Source organism: Shewanella profunda, assembly GCF_023283765.1.
Taxonomy (GTDB): domain Bacteria; phylum Pseudomonadota; class Gammaproteobacteria; order Enterobacterales; family Shewanellaceae; genus Shewanella; species Shewanella profunda.
The window spans coordinates 66,280-83,859 of record NZ_JAKILG010000001.1; the positions used below are offsets into that span (position 1 = coordinate 66,280).

The 17,580-nt window shown below is 42.5% G+C and carries 12 protein-coding genes, 1 tRNA gene and 1 pseudogene; 7 read left to right on the forward strand and 7 right to left on the reverse strand.

Annotation, left to right across the window (positions count from 1 at the left end; all coding sequences use genetic code 11):
• Positions 1 to 34 precede the first annotated feature (34 nt).
• Together L2744_RS00410 and parC are read left to right on the forward strand one after the other, a co-directional pair.
• Complete coding sequence (locus tag L2744_RS00410) at positions 35 to 1,210, forward strand: PQQ-dependent sugar dehydrogenase (RefSeq protein ID WP_248990186.1); 1,176 nt, start codon at positions 35 to 37, stop codon at positions 1,208 to 1,210.
• On the forward strand, positions 1,203 to 3,479 hold the full coding sequence (parC, locus tag L2744_RS00415; protein ID WP_248990187.1) for a DNA topoisomerase IV subunit A: 2,277 nt from the start codon (positions 1,203 to 1,205) through the stop codon (positions 3,477 to 3,479). Before L2744_RS00410 ends, parC begins: the two co-directional genes overlap by 8 nt.
• A 209-nt stretch (positions 3,480 to 3,688) precedes the next feature.
• Here parC and L2744_RS00420 read toward each other — a convergent pair.
• Positions 3,689 to 3,775: transfer RNA gene (locus tag L2744_RS00420), tRNA-Leu, on the reverse strand.
• Between the two features lie 144 nt (positions 3,776 to 3,919).
• On the reverse strand, positions 3,920 to 5,509 hold the full coding sequence (locus L2744_RS00425; RefSeq protein WP_248990188.1) for a bacteriohemerythrin: 1,590 nt from the start codon (positions 5,507 to 5,509) through the stop codon (positions 3,920 to 3,922).
• Between the two features lie 306 nt (positions 5,510 to 5,815).
• Between L2744_RS00425 and L2744_RS00430 the strand changes: the two genes are divergently transcribed.
• Entirely contained in the window at positions 5,816 to 5,947 is a 132-nt protein-coding gene (locus L2744_RS00430) for a DUF3149 domain-containing protein (protein ID WP_011790653.1), read from the forward strand.
• 279 nt (positions 5,948 to 6,226) lie between these two features.
• On the opposite strand, the gene L2744_RS00435 is transcribed toward L2744_RS00430, so the two are convergent.
• Complete coding sequence (locus tag L2744_RS00435; protein ID WP_248990189.1) at positions 6,227 to 6,838, reverse strand: superinfection exclusion B family protein; 612 nt, start codon at positions 6,836 to 6,838, stop codon at positions 6,227 to 6,229.
• Between the two features lie 169 nt (positions 6,839 to 7,007).
• On the opposite strand from L2744_RS00435, the gene L2744_RS00440 reads away from it, so the two are divergent.
• Positions 7,008 to 8,639, forward strand: coding sequence for an ATP-binding protein (locus tag L2744_RS00440; protein ID WP_248990190.1), 1,632 nt, complete (start codon positions 7,008 to 7,010; stop codon positions 8,637 to 8,639).
• Positions 8,640 to 8,716: 77 nt separating this feature from the next.
• On the opposite strand, the gene tcdA is transcribed toward L2744_RS00440, so the two are convergent.
• Positions 8,717 to 9,520 (reverse strand): tRNA cyclic N6-threonylcarbamoyladenosine(37) synthase TcdA, encoded by an 804-nt coding sequence (tcdA, locus tag L2744_RS00445; RefSeq protein ID WP_248990191.1) that lies wholly within the window; start codon positions 9,518 to 9,520, stop codon positions 8,717 to 8,719.
• A gap of 357 nt (positions 9,521 to 9,877) precedes the next feature.
• Between tcdA and L2744_RS00450 the strand changes: the two are divergent.
• Together L2744_RS00450 and L2744_RS00455 are read left to right on the forward strand one after the other, a co-directional pair.
• A pseudogene (locus L2744_RS00450) lies at positions 9,878 to 10,027 on the forward strand (porin); the annotation flags it as partial.
• 431 nt (positions 10,028 to 10,458) lie between these two features.
• Complete coding sequence (locus L2744_RS00455) at positions 10,459 to 11,523, forward strand: porin (protein ID WP_248990193.1); 1,065 nt, start codon at positions 10,459 to 10,461, stop codon at positions 11,521 to 11,523.
• A gap of 105 nt (positions 11,524 to 11,628) precedes the next feature.
• On the opposite strand, the gene queG is transcribed toward L2744_RS00455, so the two are convergent.
• A complete protein-coding gene (gene queG / locus L2744_RS00460) occupies positions 11,629 to 12,831 on the reverse strand; it encodes a tRNA epoxyqueuosine(34) reductase QueG (RefSeq protein ID WP_248990194.1) in 1,203 nt (400 codons plus the stop codon).
• Positions 12,832 to 12,991: 160 nt separating this feature from the next.
• Positions 12,992 to 14,890 carry a tetratricopeptide repeat-containing diguanylate cyclase gene (locus L2744_RS00465; protein WP_248990195.1) on the reverse strand — a complete coding sequence of 633 codons (1,899 nt, stop codon included), beginning with the start codon at positions 14,888 to 14,890 and terminating at the stop codon, positions 12,992 to 12,994.
• Positions 14,891 to 15,142: 252 nt separating this feature from the next.
• On the opposite strand from L2744_RS00465, the gene L2744_RS00470 reads away from it, so the two are divergent.
• The gene (locus L2744_RS00470; RefSeq protein WP_248990196.1) at positions 15,143 to 15,577 is read left to right on the forward strand and encodes a DUF3069 domain-containing protein; all 435 of its coding nucleotides are present in this window, start codon (positions 15,143 to 15,145) and stop codon (positions 15,575 to 15,577) included.
• 97 nt (positions 15,578 to 15,674) lie between these two features.
• On the opposite strand, the gene L2744_RS00475 is transcribed toward L2744_RS00470, so the two are convergent.
• Positions 15,675 to 17,363 carry an NAD-dependent malic enzyme gene (locus L2744_RS00475; RefSeq protein WP_248990197.1) on the reverse strand — a complete coding sequence of 563 codons (1,689 nt, stop codon included), beginning with the start codon at positions 17,361 to 17,363 and terminating at the stop codon, positions 15,675 to 15,677.
• Positions 17,364 to 17,580 lie beyond the last annotated feature (217 nt).

A 17,580-nucleotide genomic window follows, 5' to 3' on the forward strand; every position in this document is an offset into this window, starting at 1 on the left:
GATAACGATAAAACATAGGCATAAAGAAACTACAATGTTGTATATAAAAACTAATAATTATAATTGTTTAAAGGTGTTCTCAGCCTATATTATTCTACTCACATCTGTGACTTTACTCCCCTTTCACAGTGCAGTAGCGGCGTCTCAGTCGGTCATGATTACCGTTTCTAAGGGATTTGGCTTATCCCTTTATGCCTCTGATTTGGGTGATGCCAAACAGATAGCTATGGGATCAAATGGCACTTTATTTGTGGGCTCCAATAAAAGCGGCACTATCCACGCGTTGGTCGATAGTAACCAAGATGGTCGAGTGGATAAGCGTTATGTCATTGCAAAAGGCTTAAAATCCCCTGAGGCGATAGCCTTTTACAATGGCGATCTTTTCGTTGCGACTGAGCATCGAATTATGCGCTTTATCGATATAGAGCAGCGCCTGCGTCGCCCTAGTCGCCCGAAAGAAATCTACAGTGATCTGCCTGGGTCGGATAAAAAAAGTACCAGATCAATGAATTTTGGTCCCGATGGTCGTCTTTATATTTCTATCGGTGCGCCCTGTAATGTGTGTGAGGCAGCAACACCCTATAGCAGCATAATAGCTATCAATGTAGATACCGGGGCAAATGAGCAGATAGTCTCTGGTGTGCGTGATGCTACTGGGTTTGATTGGTCGCCCATAGACGGTAAGTTGTGGTTTGCCGATCAAGGGCGAGATTGGATGGGGGATAATTTACCCCCCGATGAAATCAACCGTGTTGATTCTATTGGAAGCCACTATGGTTTCCCCTATTTACATGCCACATCCGTCGTTGAGCCAGCCTACGAAAAGCCTAAAAATTTAAAAATTACCGTTCCTATTTATGAGTTACCTGCCCACGTAGCACCGACAGGGCTGGCTTTTTATCGTGGTGTTCAATTTCCAGAAATGTTCCACAATCAACTGTTTATTGCCGAAAATGGTTCCTGGAACCGCTCGAGCAAAGTCGGTTATCAAGTGGTAATGCTTAAGATTGAAAATCAACAGGTTGTGAGTCGTGAAACCGTAGTCAGTTTTCTTGACGGGGAATTTCCCGTTGCTCGCCCCTATGCGCTGTTATCAGCCGATGATGGGGTTATGTATATATCAGATGATTTAAAAGGTAATGTGTATCGCTTGTTCTTTAAAGGTGGCGATAGTACTGAAGAACCACAGGAACTAGAAGAAAATGAGTGACGCAATCGAGTTAAGCCTAGATGGGGTAGAGCAAATGCCGCTGCGGCGCTTTACCGAAGAGGCTTATCTGAACTATTCCATGTACGTCATTATGGACAGGGCCTTACCGCATATCGGTGATGGGCTTAAACCAGTACAGCGCCGAATTATTTACGCCATGAGTGAGCTAGGTTTATCGGCTCAGTCTAAGCATAAAAAATCAGCCCGTACTGTGGGTGACGTATTAGGTAAGTACCATCCCCATGGTGATAGTGCCTGTTATGAGGCCATGGTGTTGATGGCGCAGCCATTTTCCTATCGATATCCCTTAGTTGATGGACAAGGTAACTGGGGGGCGCCCGATGATCCTAAGTCATTTGCAGCTATGCGTTACACCGAGGCGCGTTTATCTAAGTTTTCCGAAGTGTTGCTCAGTGAACTGGGTCAAGGCACTGTTGAGTGGGGCGCAAACTTTGACGGAACATTAAAAGAACCCAAAGTATTGCCTGCTCGTTTACCGCATATTTTACTCAATGGTATTACGGGTATTGCTGTGGGAATGGCGACGGATATTCCTCCCCATAACGTCAGAGAATTAGTCTCTGCCTGCGTGGCCTTGCTCGATGATCCAAAGCTCGAACTCGAGCAATTGATGAGTTATGTGCCTGGGCCAGATTATCCGACTGAAGCCGAAATTATTACCCCGTCTGCCGATATTGCGAAAATTTATGAATCGGGTCGTGGTTCATTGCGAGCGCGGGCGGTTTACAGTGTCGATGGCGGTGAAATTATTATCACCGCTTTGCCACATCAAGCCAGTAGCGGCAAGATTTTAGAGCAAATCGCAGGTCAAATGCAGGCGAAGAAATTGCCTATGGTGGCCGATTTACGCGATGAGTCGGATCATGAGAATCCAGTGCGTTTAGTGGTGGTGCCACGTTCAAACCGTGTCGATTGTGATCAGCTAATGGCACATTTATTTGCCACCACAGATTTAGAAAAGAGCTTTAGGGTTAATCTCAACGTACTCGGGCTCGATGGACGTCCGCGAGTCAAAGGGCTGAAAACCCTATTAACTGAGTGGCTGGAGTTCCGCGTTGATACGGTTAAACGCCGGCTTGAATATCGTCTAGATAAGGTGGTATCGCGGTTACACATACTCGAAGCTTTGATGATCGCTTTCCTCAATATCGATGAAGTGATTGAAATCATTCGTTTCCACGATGAACCAAAAGTCGAGTTAATGGCCCGTTTTTCACTCAGTGATAAACAAGCCGAATCGATCCTCGAATTAAAATTACGCCATTTAGCTAAGTTAGAAGAATTTAAGATCACCGCCGAGCAGAATGAACTCGAAGCCGAGCGCGAAAAGTTGGAACAGTTATTGGGTTCTGAGCGGCGGTTAAAGACCTTGATCAAGAAAGAATTAATTCAAGATGCTGAAACCTATGGCGATAATCGTCGCTCGCCAATCGTATTGCGTCATGAGTCCAAGGCATTAACAGAACAAGAGCTGACTCCGACAGAAGCAGTGACGGTTGTCTTGTCGGAAAAAGGCTGGGTGCGCTGTGCTAAGGGGCATGATATCGATCCGCTATCCTTATCCTATAAGGCAGGCGATCAATATCTGTGTAGTGCCATGGGGCGCAGCAATCAGGCCGCCGTATTTATTGACTCTTCTGGGCGGGCATTTGCGACAGATAGCCATACTCTGCCATCGGCCCGTAGCCAAGGTGAGCCAATCACCACCCGCTTTAATATGGCACCTGGTGAAACGATGCAACACGTGCTCATGGGTGAAGAGGAGCAATGTTACCTGTTAGCCACTGATGCGGGTTATGGTTTTATTTGTACCTACAACGATATGGTGTCGCGCAATAAGGCGGGTAAGGCCTTGCTGAGTCTACCGACAAACGCTAAATCATTGACGCCTAAGTTGATCGACCGTACTAAAGAGATGTCACTGTTAGCGATCACCAATGAAGGCCGTATGTTGCTGTTCTCGCTTGCAGCCTTACCACAATTATCTAAGGGTAAAGGCAATAAGATTATCGGCATCCCCTCAGAACGTGCAAAGAGCCGTGATGAGATAATGACGCACCTGCAACTAGTGCCGAGTGATACCTCGGTTACCCTGTGGGCGGGTAAGCGAAAACTGACCTTAAAATCGAGTGATCTTGAGCATTATCGTGGGGAACGTGGTCGCCGTGGGGCTAAATTACCTCGTGGCTTGCAGCGGGTTGATAGTGTTGAATTAGGTGAGGGTGGAGAGCCATTACTTAACATCTAATGATTTTGTATATTAAAGGCCACTGAAGCTATTCCATCTCGGTGGCTTTTTTATATATTTTAATAAGTTAACTCAATTAATGCTTACGATGGTACAGTAAATATCGACAGAAAAAGTCAGTTAAACCCTGACTTAACATATATTTTTTGCCAAATTTCAGGCACAAAAAAACCGACACTAGGTCGGTTTTAATCCCTCATTAGAAGGATTGGTACCAGTGGCCGGAGTCGAACCGGCACGCTTTTAAGGGCGCGGGATTTTGAATCCCGTGTGTCTACCAATTTCACCACACTGGCATAACTAAATTTTATTTAGAAACAACAAAAAGCTGGCTATCTCTAAGTGCTGGGAATTATACCTTTGCCTATGACAATGGCAAGCCTTTTACCTAGACAAACGTACAAATTAGATTTAACCGCTCAAAAATCATGCTCTTGAGATTATTCAGCACCATGGGAGAGTAAAAATTGCGTATATTCCTTATCACTTTTTTGAATATGGTTAACCAGCCAAGATTTTAAAAAAGACATTAATTCATCGGCAACATCTTCTCCTTTTCCTACACGTTTCTGAAAATCAAGAACTTGGCCAACAAGTTGCCCGTGTTTTTCTTTATGGCTTGTACTTTGAGGATAACCAAAACGCTCAAATAGCTCTTCTTCATAGGAAAAATGATTTGCAGTGTAATCCACCAATCCTTGTACTATGCGTTTTATCGCTTCTAGGCCATAATCTTCACTTAAAGTTCTGTGCAATTCATTGATAAGTGAGACTAATCTTTGGTGTTGTCGGTTAATTTCAGGCATACCTATATCAAGTTCCGGCCCCCATTTTACAAATAACTTACTTAATGCTTGGTTCGAATTAAATAGTGCTTCATCCACATGGAATCGCTGCAGCAGCGAGCCTATTTCCTGTGACATGTTATAAACCTTAAGACTCGATAAATTCGTGTTATTTGTACGGCGTGCATTGTTTAGAGCCAGCTTTGCCATGGCGTTAATATTTTTATTTATCTCCTCGGCAACCGTATATTGTTCCTCTGAAGCTGTAGCGATTTGGTGAGACATATCTGTAATAGTATCAACTTGAACAGCGATATCACTGAGGGCGTGATGCGCTTGGCTTACCATCAGTGCTGTTTCATCTGCGATAATGACGTTGTTCAACATGACCTCAAGCCCTTTATGGGCACCTTTTTGTAATCCTGCAATTTGCTGTTGGATCTCGACTGTGGCTTCGGATGTTCTTAGTGCTAGGTTTCGTACTTCATCTGCGACAATGGCAAAGCCACGGCCATGCTCACCCGCTCTAGCACTTTCAATAGCAGCATTTAAAGCGAGCAGATTTGTTTGCTGTGCTACTTGGGAAATGGTTTCGATAATGCTACTGATGTTATTAGTATCTGTTGCTAGGCGTTCAATAACAGTTTTAGTTTCATGGAGTTGTTGGGTAATGCCATTAACTTTATCGACAATGCCCGCCATGATTTGATCGCTATGTTTCGCTGAGTTTTGAGCGATATCGGCAGCTTTGGCAGTACTAACCGCATTTTGTGAGACTGCTTGTACCGTTGAAACCATTTGTGTTATTGCTGTCGCGGCTAGCTCAGTTTGATGTTCTTGCTCTAATACACCTTGCTTTGCCTGTTCACTGATGATTTTGATATCCGAGGCAACTTTTTTCATCCCTTCGCAAGTATCTGACAAAGATAAAATAGTTCGACTGACGTCTTCACCCATGCGGTTGATACTATGCACAACCTTGATAAATACGCCGGCATCTTTTTCATCTAACTGATAACTTAAATCCCCATCTCCTAGATGATGGGCTGCATCTTCAAGTTTGCTTAGGTTGTTAAACAGTTTATGGATATAAAAAAATAATATTGCCGCCAGTACAAGTAAGCAGAGTGTGGCAATAATGCGTTGCTCTATGATTAGACAATAGAGGGGATAAATGAGTAGCAGCAGGGGGGCGAAGATTGAACGATACACTATCGTGCTCCTTTGAACCGTTGTTTTTGTCATTTTTGGCTCCTTCAAAAATGGGGTCTGGTTTTGCGGAAATGAGTCAATTTAAGCACCAGAACCAATCTCTTTAGCATCTTGGTGATTCAGATAGTTAATCCTAACCGCTATCGCGACAAGAAACAAAGTCAATACCTTGATCTATGACTAAATACTCCTTTGGTAAAATTTGATTTGCATCACATAGTTATGCTGATGATTAGCGTTTTGTATGCCCATCTTGGTTTTTTATTGATCCGGATCAGTGTTTGCTTGAATAAGGGAAGCTAGTTTAGAGGGGACTTCACTGGAACGAGGATCTCAGTCATGGCATTTTGGTTAGATTTAATGTTTGGTAACCCTATTGGCTTACTTTCAATGATTGTTATCTTTAGCACAATAGGGATAATTTCGTATATCACTTGGATGTTCATTGTGAAGTCAGCACAACAGCCGTAGTTTTTGCTTCCATTGTTTATTATGTTCTTTGTTTAAATTGCAAAATATTATGGGGGCCTTAAATGCCCCCATTTTTTTATGCCAGCCTTAAACCTTATTCAAATTTAAGCTTCATCCTTTATTAGAGAGTTGACGTTTTGAGATTAAATTTTGTCCACTCAGGCAAGGTTGTGCCCGCGAAACGAGAAACTAAGTGTAGTTATGCTAAATAAGTGACGAGCTGCTCATCATAAAAAGAGTCAAATCGCTGTAAAAATAACCCTCAAACGTCGATACGCTCTAGATAGCGTGCTTGCGATTTTGCACTAGGCCATTTAAAAATTGCGGTCTTGCTTTGATCAAATGCTGCATTTCCTCTTGGCTTGGCTCACCGGCAGGTAGACGTAACACATCGCGATTCAAATATATGCGCGCTTTCATTGCAATTTTATAGTCGGCTGTTGGGCCTTGAATGGCGTAATGACGTTCATTACCTAGGTTTTCTAAAATACAGGCGTTTAGCAGACTTTTCACAGCAGGTTCATTTTGCGGCAGAGTCAAAATAGTGGCACCTTGCAAGAAGAACTCACGTAAGAGTGCCCGTTCAGCGCGGTCAAGCAAATTCACTTTAGCCTCTATAGTTTCGATAATACGTTTATCACTCAAATGGCGAATGGATTCATCCAAACCTAAGTTCAACAATCGACTTAAAAAATAGGCAATAGAAATAATGAGCCCTAAACCCACAAAATGGGCGTTTTCCGGCACAAATTTATCGAGAGCCAGTATTTCTAACGCATTGGGTGGAATAGATAATAAAACGACACAACTCACCATCAACCACAGCATGATTTTGAACATCATTTTTTTAGGGTTAAAGAACTTAACTGAATCAAGTTTGAGTTTTAACATAGCATTATCCCAGTGACAGAAAATTGAACTTATTGACTAATAAGCAAATTCAATGCCATATATGGGATCACATTTGATGGATTTTTCTGGTGGATAAAATGCACAATTCAAGGCATCGGGTCTATGCTTATAAACATCTCAAATCGCTATTCTGTATAGAAAATTTAAGATGCTGACATTCTTTAGCCAATTTATCAAAAGTCCAATAGGTAGGCATCTTACCCTGTCTATCGTCCTCTTTAGTTCACTGATCACGTTAGTTACTACAGCCTACCAACTCGTAAATGATTACCAAGGTGATGTTCAGCGCATCGATAGAGTTTTCTCCAACCTTGAGAAAGCCAACTTAGATGTGTTAGCGGCAAGTGTTTGGGTTATTGATGAGCGGCTGATTAATACCCAGTTAAATGGATTGATTCAATTACCTGATATTAACTACATTTCGATCAAAGACGACAGTGGTCAGTCTTGGAGCTCAGGTACGCAAAAATCTGAGCAATCCCTCGATAGAATCTTTCCTTTAGTCTACAAATCCCCCATTGAAAATATCAATGTTGGGATGCTAGAAGTGCAAGTCGATATGGATGCGATTTATCAGCGCCTCTACAACAAAGCAATTCTTATTCTGTTATCTAATGGGATTAAAACCTTCTTAGTTGCTGGATTTATTCTTTTCTTGGTGTGGTACAACATAGCCAAACATCTCGATAAATTGAGTAATTATTGTAAACGGATCAATCTTGACGCTGAATATGAGCCCCTTCAATTTGATCGAAAAGAAAAAGCTGATGAGTTTAAGCAGGTTGCCGATGCTATCAATAGCATGCAGAACCAACTAAGGAATTCCTTTGGCGCCCTTAAAAACTCTAAAGCTGAGTTGCAAACGGCCTTAGAGGATAGAGAACGACTGCTTAAACTTGAACGCAGTTATAAAGAAGAACTTGCAAGGCAGGTAAAAGAAAGAACTCAAGAATTAGAACAATCCCTCGCTGCATTAAAACGGGCGCAGCAGGTATTAGTTGAACAAGAAAAAATGGCGGCATTGGGGGGATTAGTTTCAGGTGTCGCCCATGAAATAAACACACCCATCGGTATTTGTCTTACTGCCGCGAGTGCACAGCTCAGCCATATAGATGAGCTTATTGAACTGATCCATAGCGAACAAGCGACGCTGGATGAAATCAATGCCATTTTGGATGAATACCAACAGAGCTGTGAACTTATTGTACGCAATATCACTAAAGCGAGCAGCTTGATCCAAAAATTCAAGACGGTTGCGATTGATCGTAGCCAAGAAGAACATCAATGCTTTAACTTAAACGAGCAACTTAATGAGATCTTTGAATCGTCATTGCTTATGCATCCAAATCTTGAGGTTAAAGCTTCTATACTCGTTGAACCTAAACTCAATATAAAAACTAATATAAGTTTACTTAATCAAATGGTTAGCAATATTCTCTCTAATGCGTTTACCCATGCATTTCAAACTCGGGAAGGTGCCCTTGTGCAGGATAACCTTATTCAAATTGATGCAGGTATTGATGAGGGATTTGTCCATGTAAGCATACAAAACAATGGGATAAAAATACCGCCTGAAGTCGCAGAGCACATGTTCGAACCTTTTTTTACGACAAGTAGAAGTAAGGGCGGGACAGGGTTGGGGTTATCGGCGGCATTTAATACCGCAACCTTACTTAATGGCACTATGAGTTACCAAGCGGATTCATCATTAGGTGGCGCGCAGTTCAACATCCGTTTTCCTTTTGTTCAATGCGATTCAATACAGATTAGTCAATACTAGGATGAAGATAAAAACCCCACAGGCTGGGTTGTGGGGTTTCAACGCTATACATCTTTAATTTCTATACAAACAGCATTCTATCCGTTGGCGATTTGTGCCAGTCTCGCCAGTACGCGACTTACAGCCACAAAACCAAAGGTGCCAGTCACCATAGTCACAGCACCAAAACCAGAGGCACAATCCATTCGCATACTGCCATCGGCCGTTGCCTTAGTACTACAAACCGAACCATCCGTTTGGGGATAGACTAACTGTTCACTGGAAAATACTGCGTCTATAGCAAACCGACGTTGTACATTTTTAGAGAAATTATATTCGCGGCGTAAAATGTTACGCACTTTAGCCAGCAGAGGATCTTGGTAAGTTTTAGCGAGATCCGTCAGTTGAATTTGGGTTGGATCCGTTTGACCTCCCGCACCACCCACAGTCACTATCTTAATCTTTTGACGTTTACACCAAGCAATGAGGGCCGCTTTTTGTTTCACGGCATCAATACAATCGACAACGTAATCGATATTGCCACCCTCTTTAGTGCCAAGCAAATAGTCACCTAGGTTATCAATAGTGATAAAGTCTTCAATTTCATTAACTTGACAATCTGGATTAATCTCACGGATCCGTTGTGCCATCACTGCGACTTTCGATCCGCCAACAGTCGAGGTGAGTGCGTGGATTTGGCGATTGATGTTAGTGACGCAGATATCATCTAGATCAATTAAGCTAATTTGTCCTATGCCACTACGAGCTAAAGCTTCTGCGGCCCACGTACCTACGCCACCGATACCAATCACTACCACATGGGAACGCGCAAATTTTGCTAATGCCTTTTGTCCGTACAAACGGCCAATTCCACTAAAGCGATTCTGATAGGCTTCAGTCATAAATACTTACCTTCTATAGACTTGAAAAAGCTTGTTCCCTATCAGGGCTCAGTTGGAGCCAAGATACAGGTACTGTGCAGTACAACTAAAAATGCGCCATGGATTCTAAACGATTTAGCATAAAAATCGAAATCAATCTCCGAGCTTGCATAGGGACATTATCAAGGTATGGATATCAATTAAATGTAACAAAAGGGCTTCTGTTGAATAGTCTGATAATGTTATAGGTTAAAAGCATCAAAAGAGTGTTTTTGATATGTAAAACAGTATGTTGAAAATAATGTGATTTTAGGTAATTTTGATCTAGATCACATTTTGTTTTGTTCTGTCTATGCAAACTCTGCCGCACAACATCTCAAGTTCAGTGTGGGTGCCGATTATCGTCTTTTTACTAAGACTATGGTCTATGGTCACGACACTCGCTTCGATGGTGACCTTATGCTATCTGATGCGAAACAGGACTTAGATGATATTGTATTTACAGTAGGTTTACGTGTTGATTTTTAAATAAATTACTTAGTATTTTAAAACTGTATTTTGGGTAAAAAAAGCAGTTTCTATCACTTTTTTTACCCACCTATAGCCAAAAAACACTCATAAGCCTGCTTTATGACAAACTTGCTACAACATTAGTATATGCTACAGTTAGCGTCGCCAACTCACTTAGGCCTACGCGTCTGTTCTACCTCTTAAGTAGTAAGTGATAAATGGTGTTTTACTGCTTTCATGTCAAATTGTGATCGAGGTATGTAGGAATATCCTAAAAAAGTCTGAATAAGGGCAAGGACAGCCAAAAACTTGATCTACGACACAGCCTGCAAGTCGTAAAACTGTAAAAATCGGCGGCAACTTTGTTACTGATACTAGTAGCAAATGTTTAAAACCACACAAAAACCATGAAAAATGGATAAGAACTTAGGTTCGAGGGAGCACAAAACATGAAAAAGACATTCATCTCTGCATCAGTTGCATCAGTATTGGCATTGGCTTCATTCGGTGCGCTAGCCGAAGGCCCAAGCTTCTATGGTCGTTTTGATCTAGGAGTGACCACTACAGATTCAAGCACTACCCTACAAGGCAGTACTAAAGGTTCTACCGTTGGAGAAAGTGGCACTTATCTTGAGAACAACTTCTCATGGTTAGGTGTAAAGGGTTCTGAAAAAGTTGCCGACGGCGTAGACATTGTATACCAAATGGAGTTTGGTGTTGATAACACCAATAACACTGGTAATACATTCACCGCTCGTAATACATTCTTAGGTTTTAAAACTGCCGCTGGTACAGTGTTCGCGGGTCGTAATGATACCGTATTTAAGCAAGCTGAAGGTAACGTAGACTTATTCGGTAATACTAACGCTGATATCGACCGCTTAGTGAGCGCCCAAGTTCGTAGTGGTGACGGTGTATGGTACTATTCACCAAAAATTGCTGATTTAGTTACCATTAATGCTACCTATTTATTTGATGATAACTATGAAGCTACAGCCACAACTTCAGATAGCATGTATGCTTTAAGTGTGACTTTAGGTGATAAAGCATTTAAAGCGCAAAACTATTATTTAGCCGCAGCTTATAACAGTGCTATCGGTGGCGTAGATGCTTACCGTGGTGTTGCTCAGGTCAAGCTTGGTGACTTTACTGTTGGCGGTTTATTCCAAAATGCCGAGAGCATTACAAATGATAACCGTGATGGTAACTCATACTTCGTTAACGTAGCCTACAAACTACCAATGGGTATAAACCTGAAAGCGGAATATGGTAAAGACGAAGCTGGTTTCGGTAGCTACTTCAAAAATGCATCAGGTATTACTAGCAATATGACTGTAGATTTGGATGATGTTAACGTTGATCAATTCATTATCGGTGCTGATTATCGTTTAGTTAAATCAACACTGTTATATGGACACTATGCACATTATGAAGGTGATTTCACACAAGCTGGCGTGAAACAAGATCTGATCGAAGATGACGTAGTTTCTATCGGTGTACGTTACGACTTCTAAATCCCAATAGATATTGATTGAAAAAAACCTACTGTTCGCAGTAGGTTTTTTGTTTTCTAGATTCCAAAGGTGTGCGATTGATTTACCTTAAGTATTCTTGAGGTTTTAGGCATCGCGGGGTAGACCCTTTTCAATAATCCGTACTATTCGCGCTGTTTTACGACGTGCTTTTTGTTGCACTATTGTGCTGCTGGCAGCAAGACGTGATTGCTGTGCATCGATTGCCCACTGAATATGCTCCCGTACCATTTCATCCACTTCTGCACTTTCTTGGCGAGCAGCTAATGCCTCTAGGATCACCGGACTTGCTGGTGCATTACCGAGTGCCACGGCGATATTACGTAACCAGCGTTTATGCCCAATTCGGCGAATAGCACTCCCTTCGGTTTGTTTCAGAAACTGGGTCTCAGTCCAAGCAAATAAGCTAAGTAGATCAGGCTGCTTTAATGTCGGGCGAATATGAAAGTCTGCTTCTTCCGTCAGTGGTGCTTGGCGATTGACCGGACATACAAGCTGACAATCATCGCAGCCATAAATTCTATTACCCATAAGTGGTCTAAATTCTTCGGGAATAGCGCCTTGTAACTCAATAGTGAGATAGGAAATACAACGCCTACTATCGACGATATAAGGTTCTACAATTGCGCCCGTAGGGCAGGAGGTGATACAGGCTACGCACGTGTTACAAGCTTCCTGAATAGGAATATCAACGGGCACAGGTAGATTAATAAAGAGTTCACCTAAAAAGAACCAACTTCCTGAATCATGGTTAAGGATGAGCGAGTGTTTGCCTGTCCAGCCAATACCGGCTTTTTCAGCTAATGGGCGTTCGAGAACCGGAGCCGAATCGACAAAAGGTCGAAAGTCTGCAACATCGTAGCCGAGGGTGACTAACTCTGCACTTATTTGATCCCCAAGCTTTTTTAAGCGAGAACGGATCAATTTATGATAATCCCTTCCTCCGGCATAACGGGAAATATACCCTAAGTTTGGGTCGGTCAGATTTGTCGCAAAGCCAGCTTCTGGTGGCAAATAATCCATACGCACCGATATGACTCTTACTGTACCTGGATGTAGTTCATGTGGGCGAGCACGCATCATGCCGTGGCTTGCCATATAGGCCATTTCGCCATGATAACCTTTGTCCAGCCATGCTTGGAGTTCAATCTCTTGACGGGTTAAGTCGGTATCACAAATGCCAACCTGTGCAAATCCCAGTGCTTTTCCCCAGCTTTTAATTTGCTGTGCAAGTCGAGAGAGCATAATTGCATCGGGATAATTGGGCTTAGGATGAATACTGGGCGACATGGACATACTGAAATGACATCGTTAGGTGGCAATATGATACCAGTTTTAGGTTGATCGCGACGAGTTAACTAAAAGACATGGCTTTTTAAAGGTATATCCTTTGAAACGGTATTGAGCTCGGCTTAGCGTGGCAGGTACAGGCATAATTAGGAGCACTTATTTATTCAGCGACTTTAACGCAATTTCTTCCTGCGTTCTTCGCTTCGTAAAGGGCGGCATCAGCTCGTTTCAACAGACTGGCAAAGTCTTTATCCTGAGACAAGGCGTTATGATTGCTAGCATCAAAGGTAGCAACACCTGCGCTAACCGTGAGTCTAAGCGTCGAAGGTAACTCTTTGGCACTAAAATGTGCGATATGGGTTTGAAGCTCATTGACAAGGGTTAAGGCACGTTCTGCATTGGTATTAGGTAAAATAATTAAAAACTCTTCCCCTCCGATACGACCAATGAGATCTTTATTACCTATTAATGCATTCGTGGCATTCGCGATCGTGATAAGAGCGTTATCACCGATTTCATGACCAAAGTTATCGTTGATTTGCTTAAAATGATCCGCATCAAAAATAATCAATGAAAAAGGGGTTCGTTGCTTTAAGGCTTGCTGGAAATATTGGTTTGCTTGATCGTAGATATGCCGACGGTTAGGTAGTTGAGTTAAATAATCCGTTAGGGCGATGATTTGTAGCTGGCGATTTCTGTGCACTTGTTTATAGGCAAATACAGAGACAATGGCGAGTATGCATCCCGTTAACAATAAAATAATAAGTTGTAGTGATTTGTTCTTTTCAAGGAGAGTGAGTTCCTGCTCCTTAAGATTTTGGTTTTCAATCAATTGTTTATTCTCAGACTCTATACGATTGGTACTAAACTTGACCTTTAATTCTGTTGTGTGATGTGAAAGATAATTGCCATCAACCTGTTTAGTTAAAGTCACAAACTCCTGAAGCGCTTGATAAGCTGCTGGTAAGTTATTAATTGCAAAATATATATCACTCTTAAGATATAGTAGTTGAAGCAGTCCTCGATCATTTTGAAGCTTACGGAATACCTGTTCTCCCTGAGTGAGCTCCTTTAGTGCTTCGGCATAGATCCCTTGCTTAAATTTCAGTTCAGCCATAAATAACTTCATAAAACTGTAGGCCGGTGGATCTTTTTCATCAATTATTGGAGCGGCTTTGGCTAAATAACCTTCTGCTTCAGAAAGACGATCTAATTTGATTAAACTGAAAGCGATATTTGTCGCTAGAACGGCAGCTACAGCTTCTTGCTGATGTTCCTTGAAATAGTTATAGCTGATTAAGTAGTTATCGATAGCCTGTTGATGTTCACCCAGTTCATCTAAGGCTAAGCCTATGTCAGAGGTGACACTAATCGCGAGTTCTTGATTATTATTTTTGACATAAATTTCTTTGAGTTTAGTGTAATAGCTAATCGCACTTTGGGGATCGCCATAACGTCTAAAGCTCCCTGCAATACCCGCAAGGTTGATATTTGCCCAGCCAGTTAAATTGAGTGATTCATAAAGATTTTGTGCGGTGACAAGATCGTCCAATGCCGAAGAAAAATCGCCAATATAGGAATACAGTGCCCCACGTAAACTCCGTGAGTCGGCGATCAGCTTAAGATCTTCCTGCTGATAGGCTCTTGTCACACTTTTATTGTAACCTTCCATAGCGCCATGAATATCGCCACTTTGTTCCAACAACCACGAATGGCAAAGGGTCAGATCAGTCACATAATGGGGGGAGGCCGTTTTAGGTATACTCGCTAACGCCTTGGTCGTATTTTCAAGTGCCAATTTAACTTGATTATCACTTTCAACGGATTGATCCCAGCACTTTAATAGTTGGAGTTTTTCAGTTCGGATAACATCATGGCTTGGGATCAATTGGCTCAGTAATTTAAGATTTTCTTCGATCACTTCGCGAGTCATTGGTTCGCCACGGTCGAATTTTTCGAATATTTTATCGGCCTGACTTTTTTCGCTGGCCATCACGGAACTCAAGGCCAGTAAAAACAATAATAGAGTGATAGGTAAATATCGTAACGGGTGTGGCAAAGTCGAATATTCCTGTTTTTGTTGAAACCATTAGTTAATCATTATTTTAGCATAGCTCTAACCATTAGCTTTTTGCCAGCTTATTACACTGATATATAGCAATTTTGCATTCAGCTGGCGATCGAGGTATAAACATCGCCTTAAACATCAGGGCATCATCATGACGCCTTTAGAGGCAATGGTATTTTTAGTTTATCTTCGCCGCCAGTTTTAGTTATGGTCAGTGATTACTGCATAGATTAGAGAGTTTTTATGATTGAATTATCAGATGCTTATCGCGAAATCGCGGAGCAAATTTCTTACAATGTCGCCAATAAAGTACTCCCCATGGAAAAATTGCCAGAGAGTTTATTGGCGGCTTACCAAAGCCTATGTGCCGAGTTACTGGAAGACAGGGAAACTAAATTTAGCCAAGCTTGGGATGCTTTACCTGCCAGTGCACGTAATTTGATGCTACAGGCGGAGTTTCATGGTTTTTACATGGCTAACGCTTGGCTGCAATTAAGTCGTGTTGCCCAAGAGATTTCAGAGCAAGCCGATACGGACGAAGCCATCAAAGAGAAGGAATACAATGGTATTTTTACTCGGTTAGCCGATGAATCCTTGAAGGAAAGCCTGCGTAAATTGAAAAAAGCGCGCACCGATCGTTCTATGCTCAATAGCTTTAAACAGGTTATGGCACCTTAGTTTTGTATTGAAATGAAAATTGCGCCTGAAATGAAAAAGCCCGTCACTTAACAATGGCGGGCTTTTTAGCATATCATTCAACTAGTAAGATAAAACCTTAGAATGACGTACGCTTGTAACGGCGGTATTCTGGTTTCCAGAAATTACCTTCAATTGACTGTTGCAAAATCTCATCGCTCATTGGCAGAGTTAAACCTTGCTCTATCGCTACTTTACCCACGGCGAAAGCGATGTGCTTACTCACCGCATGGATATCTTCCAATTTAGGCAATAGTGGACCTGTACCGTCAATTGCCAGTGGCGAACATTCGGCTAGTGCACGGCTTGAGGCCATTAACATGGCATCGGACACATGGCGCGCGCCGGAAGCTAATACTCCTAAGCCAATGCCTGGGAAGATAAAGCTGTTGTTGCACTGGGCAATCTCAAAGGTTTCACCATCGACGACAACAGGCTCAAACGGGCTACCCGTAGCGACGAGTGCTTGACCTGAGGTCCAATGCAAAATGTCCTTTGGTGTCGCTTCTACGCGGCTGGTTGGATTCGACATAGGGAAAATAATCGGGCGAGCACAATGGCTGTGCATAGCACGGATGATTTCTTCGGTGAAGAGTCCTGGAACGCCAGATACCCCAATGAGGACAGTTGGCTTAGCGTTGTTAACCACATCGAGCAGCGAAATATTGTCGCTGAAGTTGATCCAGTTTTGGATCTTCGTACATTTCTGAGCTAATTTTTGCTGGAATGGCAACAGGTTAGGCATGTTGTCTAGCAATAAACCCCAACGGTCAACCATACATACTTGGCTGCGAGCTTGCTCATCGCTGATCCCTTCTGACACCATTTGCGCCACGATAGCTTCGGCGATACCACAACCTGCGCTACCAGCACCGAGGAAGGCGATACGTTGTTGATTCAATTCTGTGCCCGCAGCCTTACAGGCGGCGAGCAAGCAACCTACGGCAACCGCAGCAGTACCTTGAATATCATCGTTAAAGCAGCAATAGCGATCCTTATAACGCTCTAGGATCGGCATGGCATTCTTTTGGGCAAAGTCTTCGAATTGGATCAACGTATCTGGCCAACGAACGTGGACAGCTTGCATAAAGGCTTCGATAAACGCAGTGTATTCTTCGCCGCCGATGCGTGGATGGCGCCAGCCCATATACATAGGATCTTCTAACAACTGCGGATTATCTGTGCCCACGTCTAAGGTAATGGGCAGAGTGTAAGCTGGACTGATGCCGCCACAGCTAGTGTAGAGTGACAGCTTACCGATAGGGATCCCCATGCCGCCAATACCTTGATCGCCAAGGCCTAAAATACGTTCACCATCAGTAACTACGATAATTTTAACTTTTTGGCGAGTCGAGTTATTGAGAATGTCATCGATCCTATCTTTGTTTGGATAGGAGATGAACAAACCACGGTTGCGGCGATAGTTTTTCGAGAAGCGCTCACAAGCCAAACCTACCGTCGGCGTATAGATGATGGGCATCATCTCGCTGATGTTATTTTGCACTAAACGATAAAATAAGGTCTCGTTAGTGTCTTGAATATTACGTAGGTAAATATGCTTGTCTAAGTCGTTATTGAAACTTCTAAATTGATCGTAGGCGCGGGAAGCCTGCTCCTCAATCGTTTCAATGGCATAGGGAACTAAGCCTTCGAGGTTAAAGAAAATACGCTCTTCTTCAGAAAATGCACTGCCCTTGTTAATCAGTGGGGCTTCAAGAATGGCGGGTCCTGCAAACGGAAGATAGAGGGGGCGTTTATTATCGTCCATGGGTAACCTTTTGAGTTATTGTTTAAGTGGTCAATACGTGCTGTAAGTCACGTAAGGTTATCATGAAATGTGATCTTTGTTGTCCGTGGAGCGAGGTATTTGTGGTTTTTTTTGCAGCAGTAAAAAAGCCAATTGTTTTAAACAGGAATTCTGAGGTTATTCAGATGGAATTATTACTGTCTTGTTTATAGAAAATCAGCCATAAAAAACGCAGCCT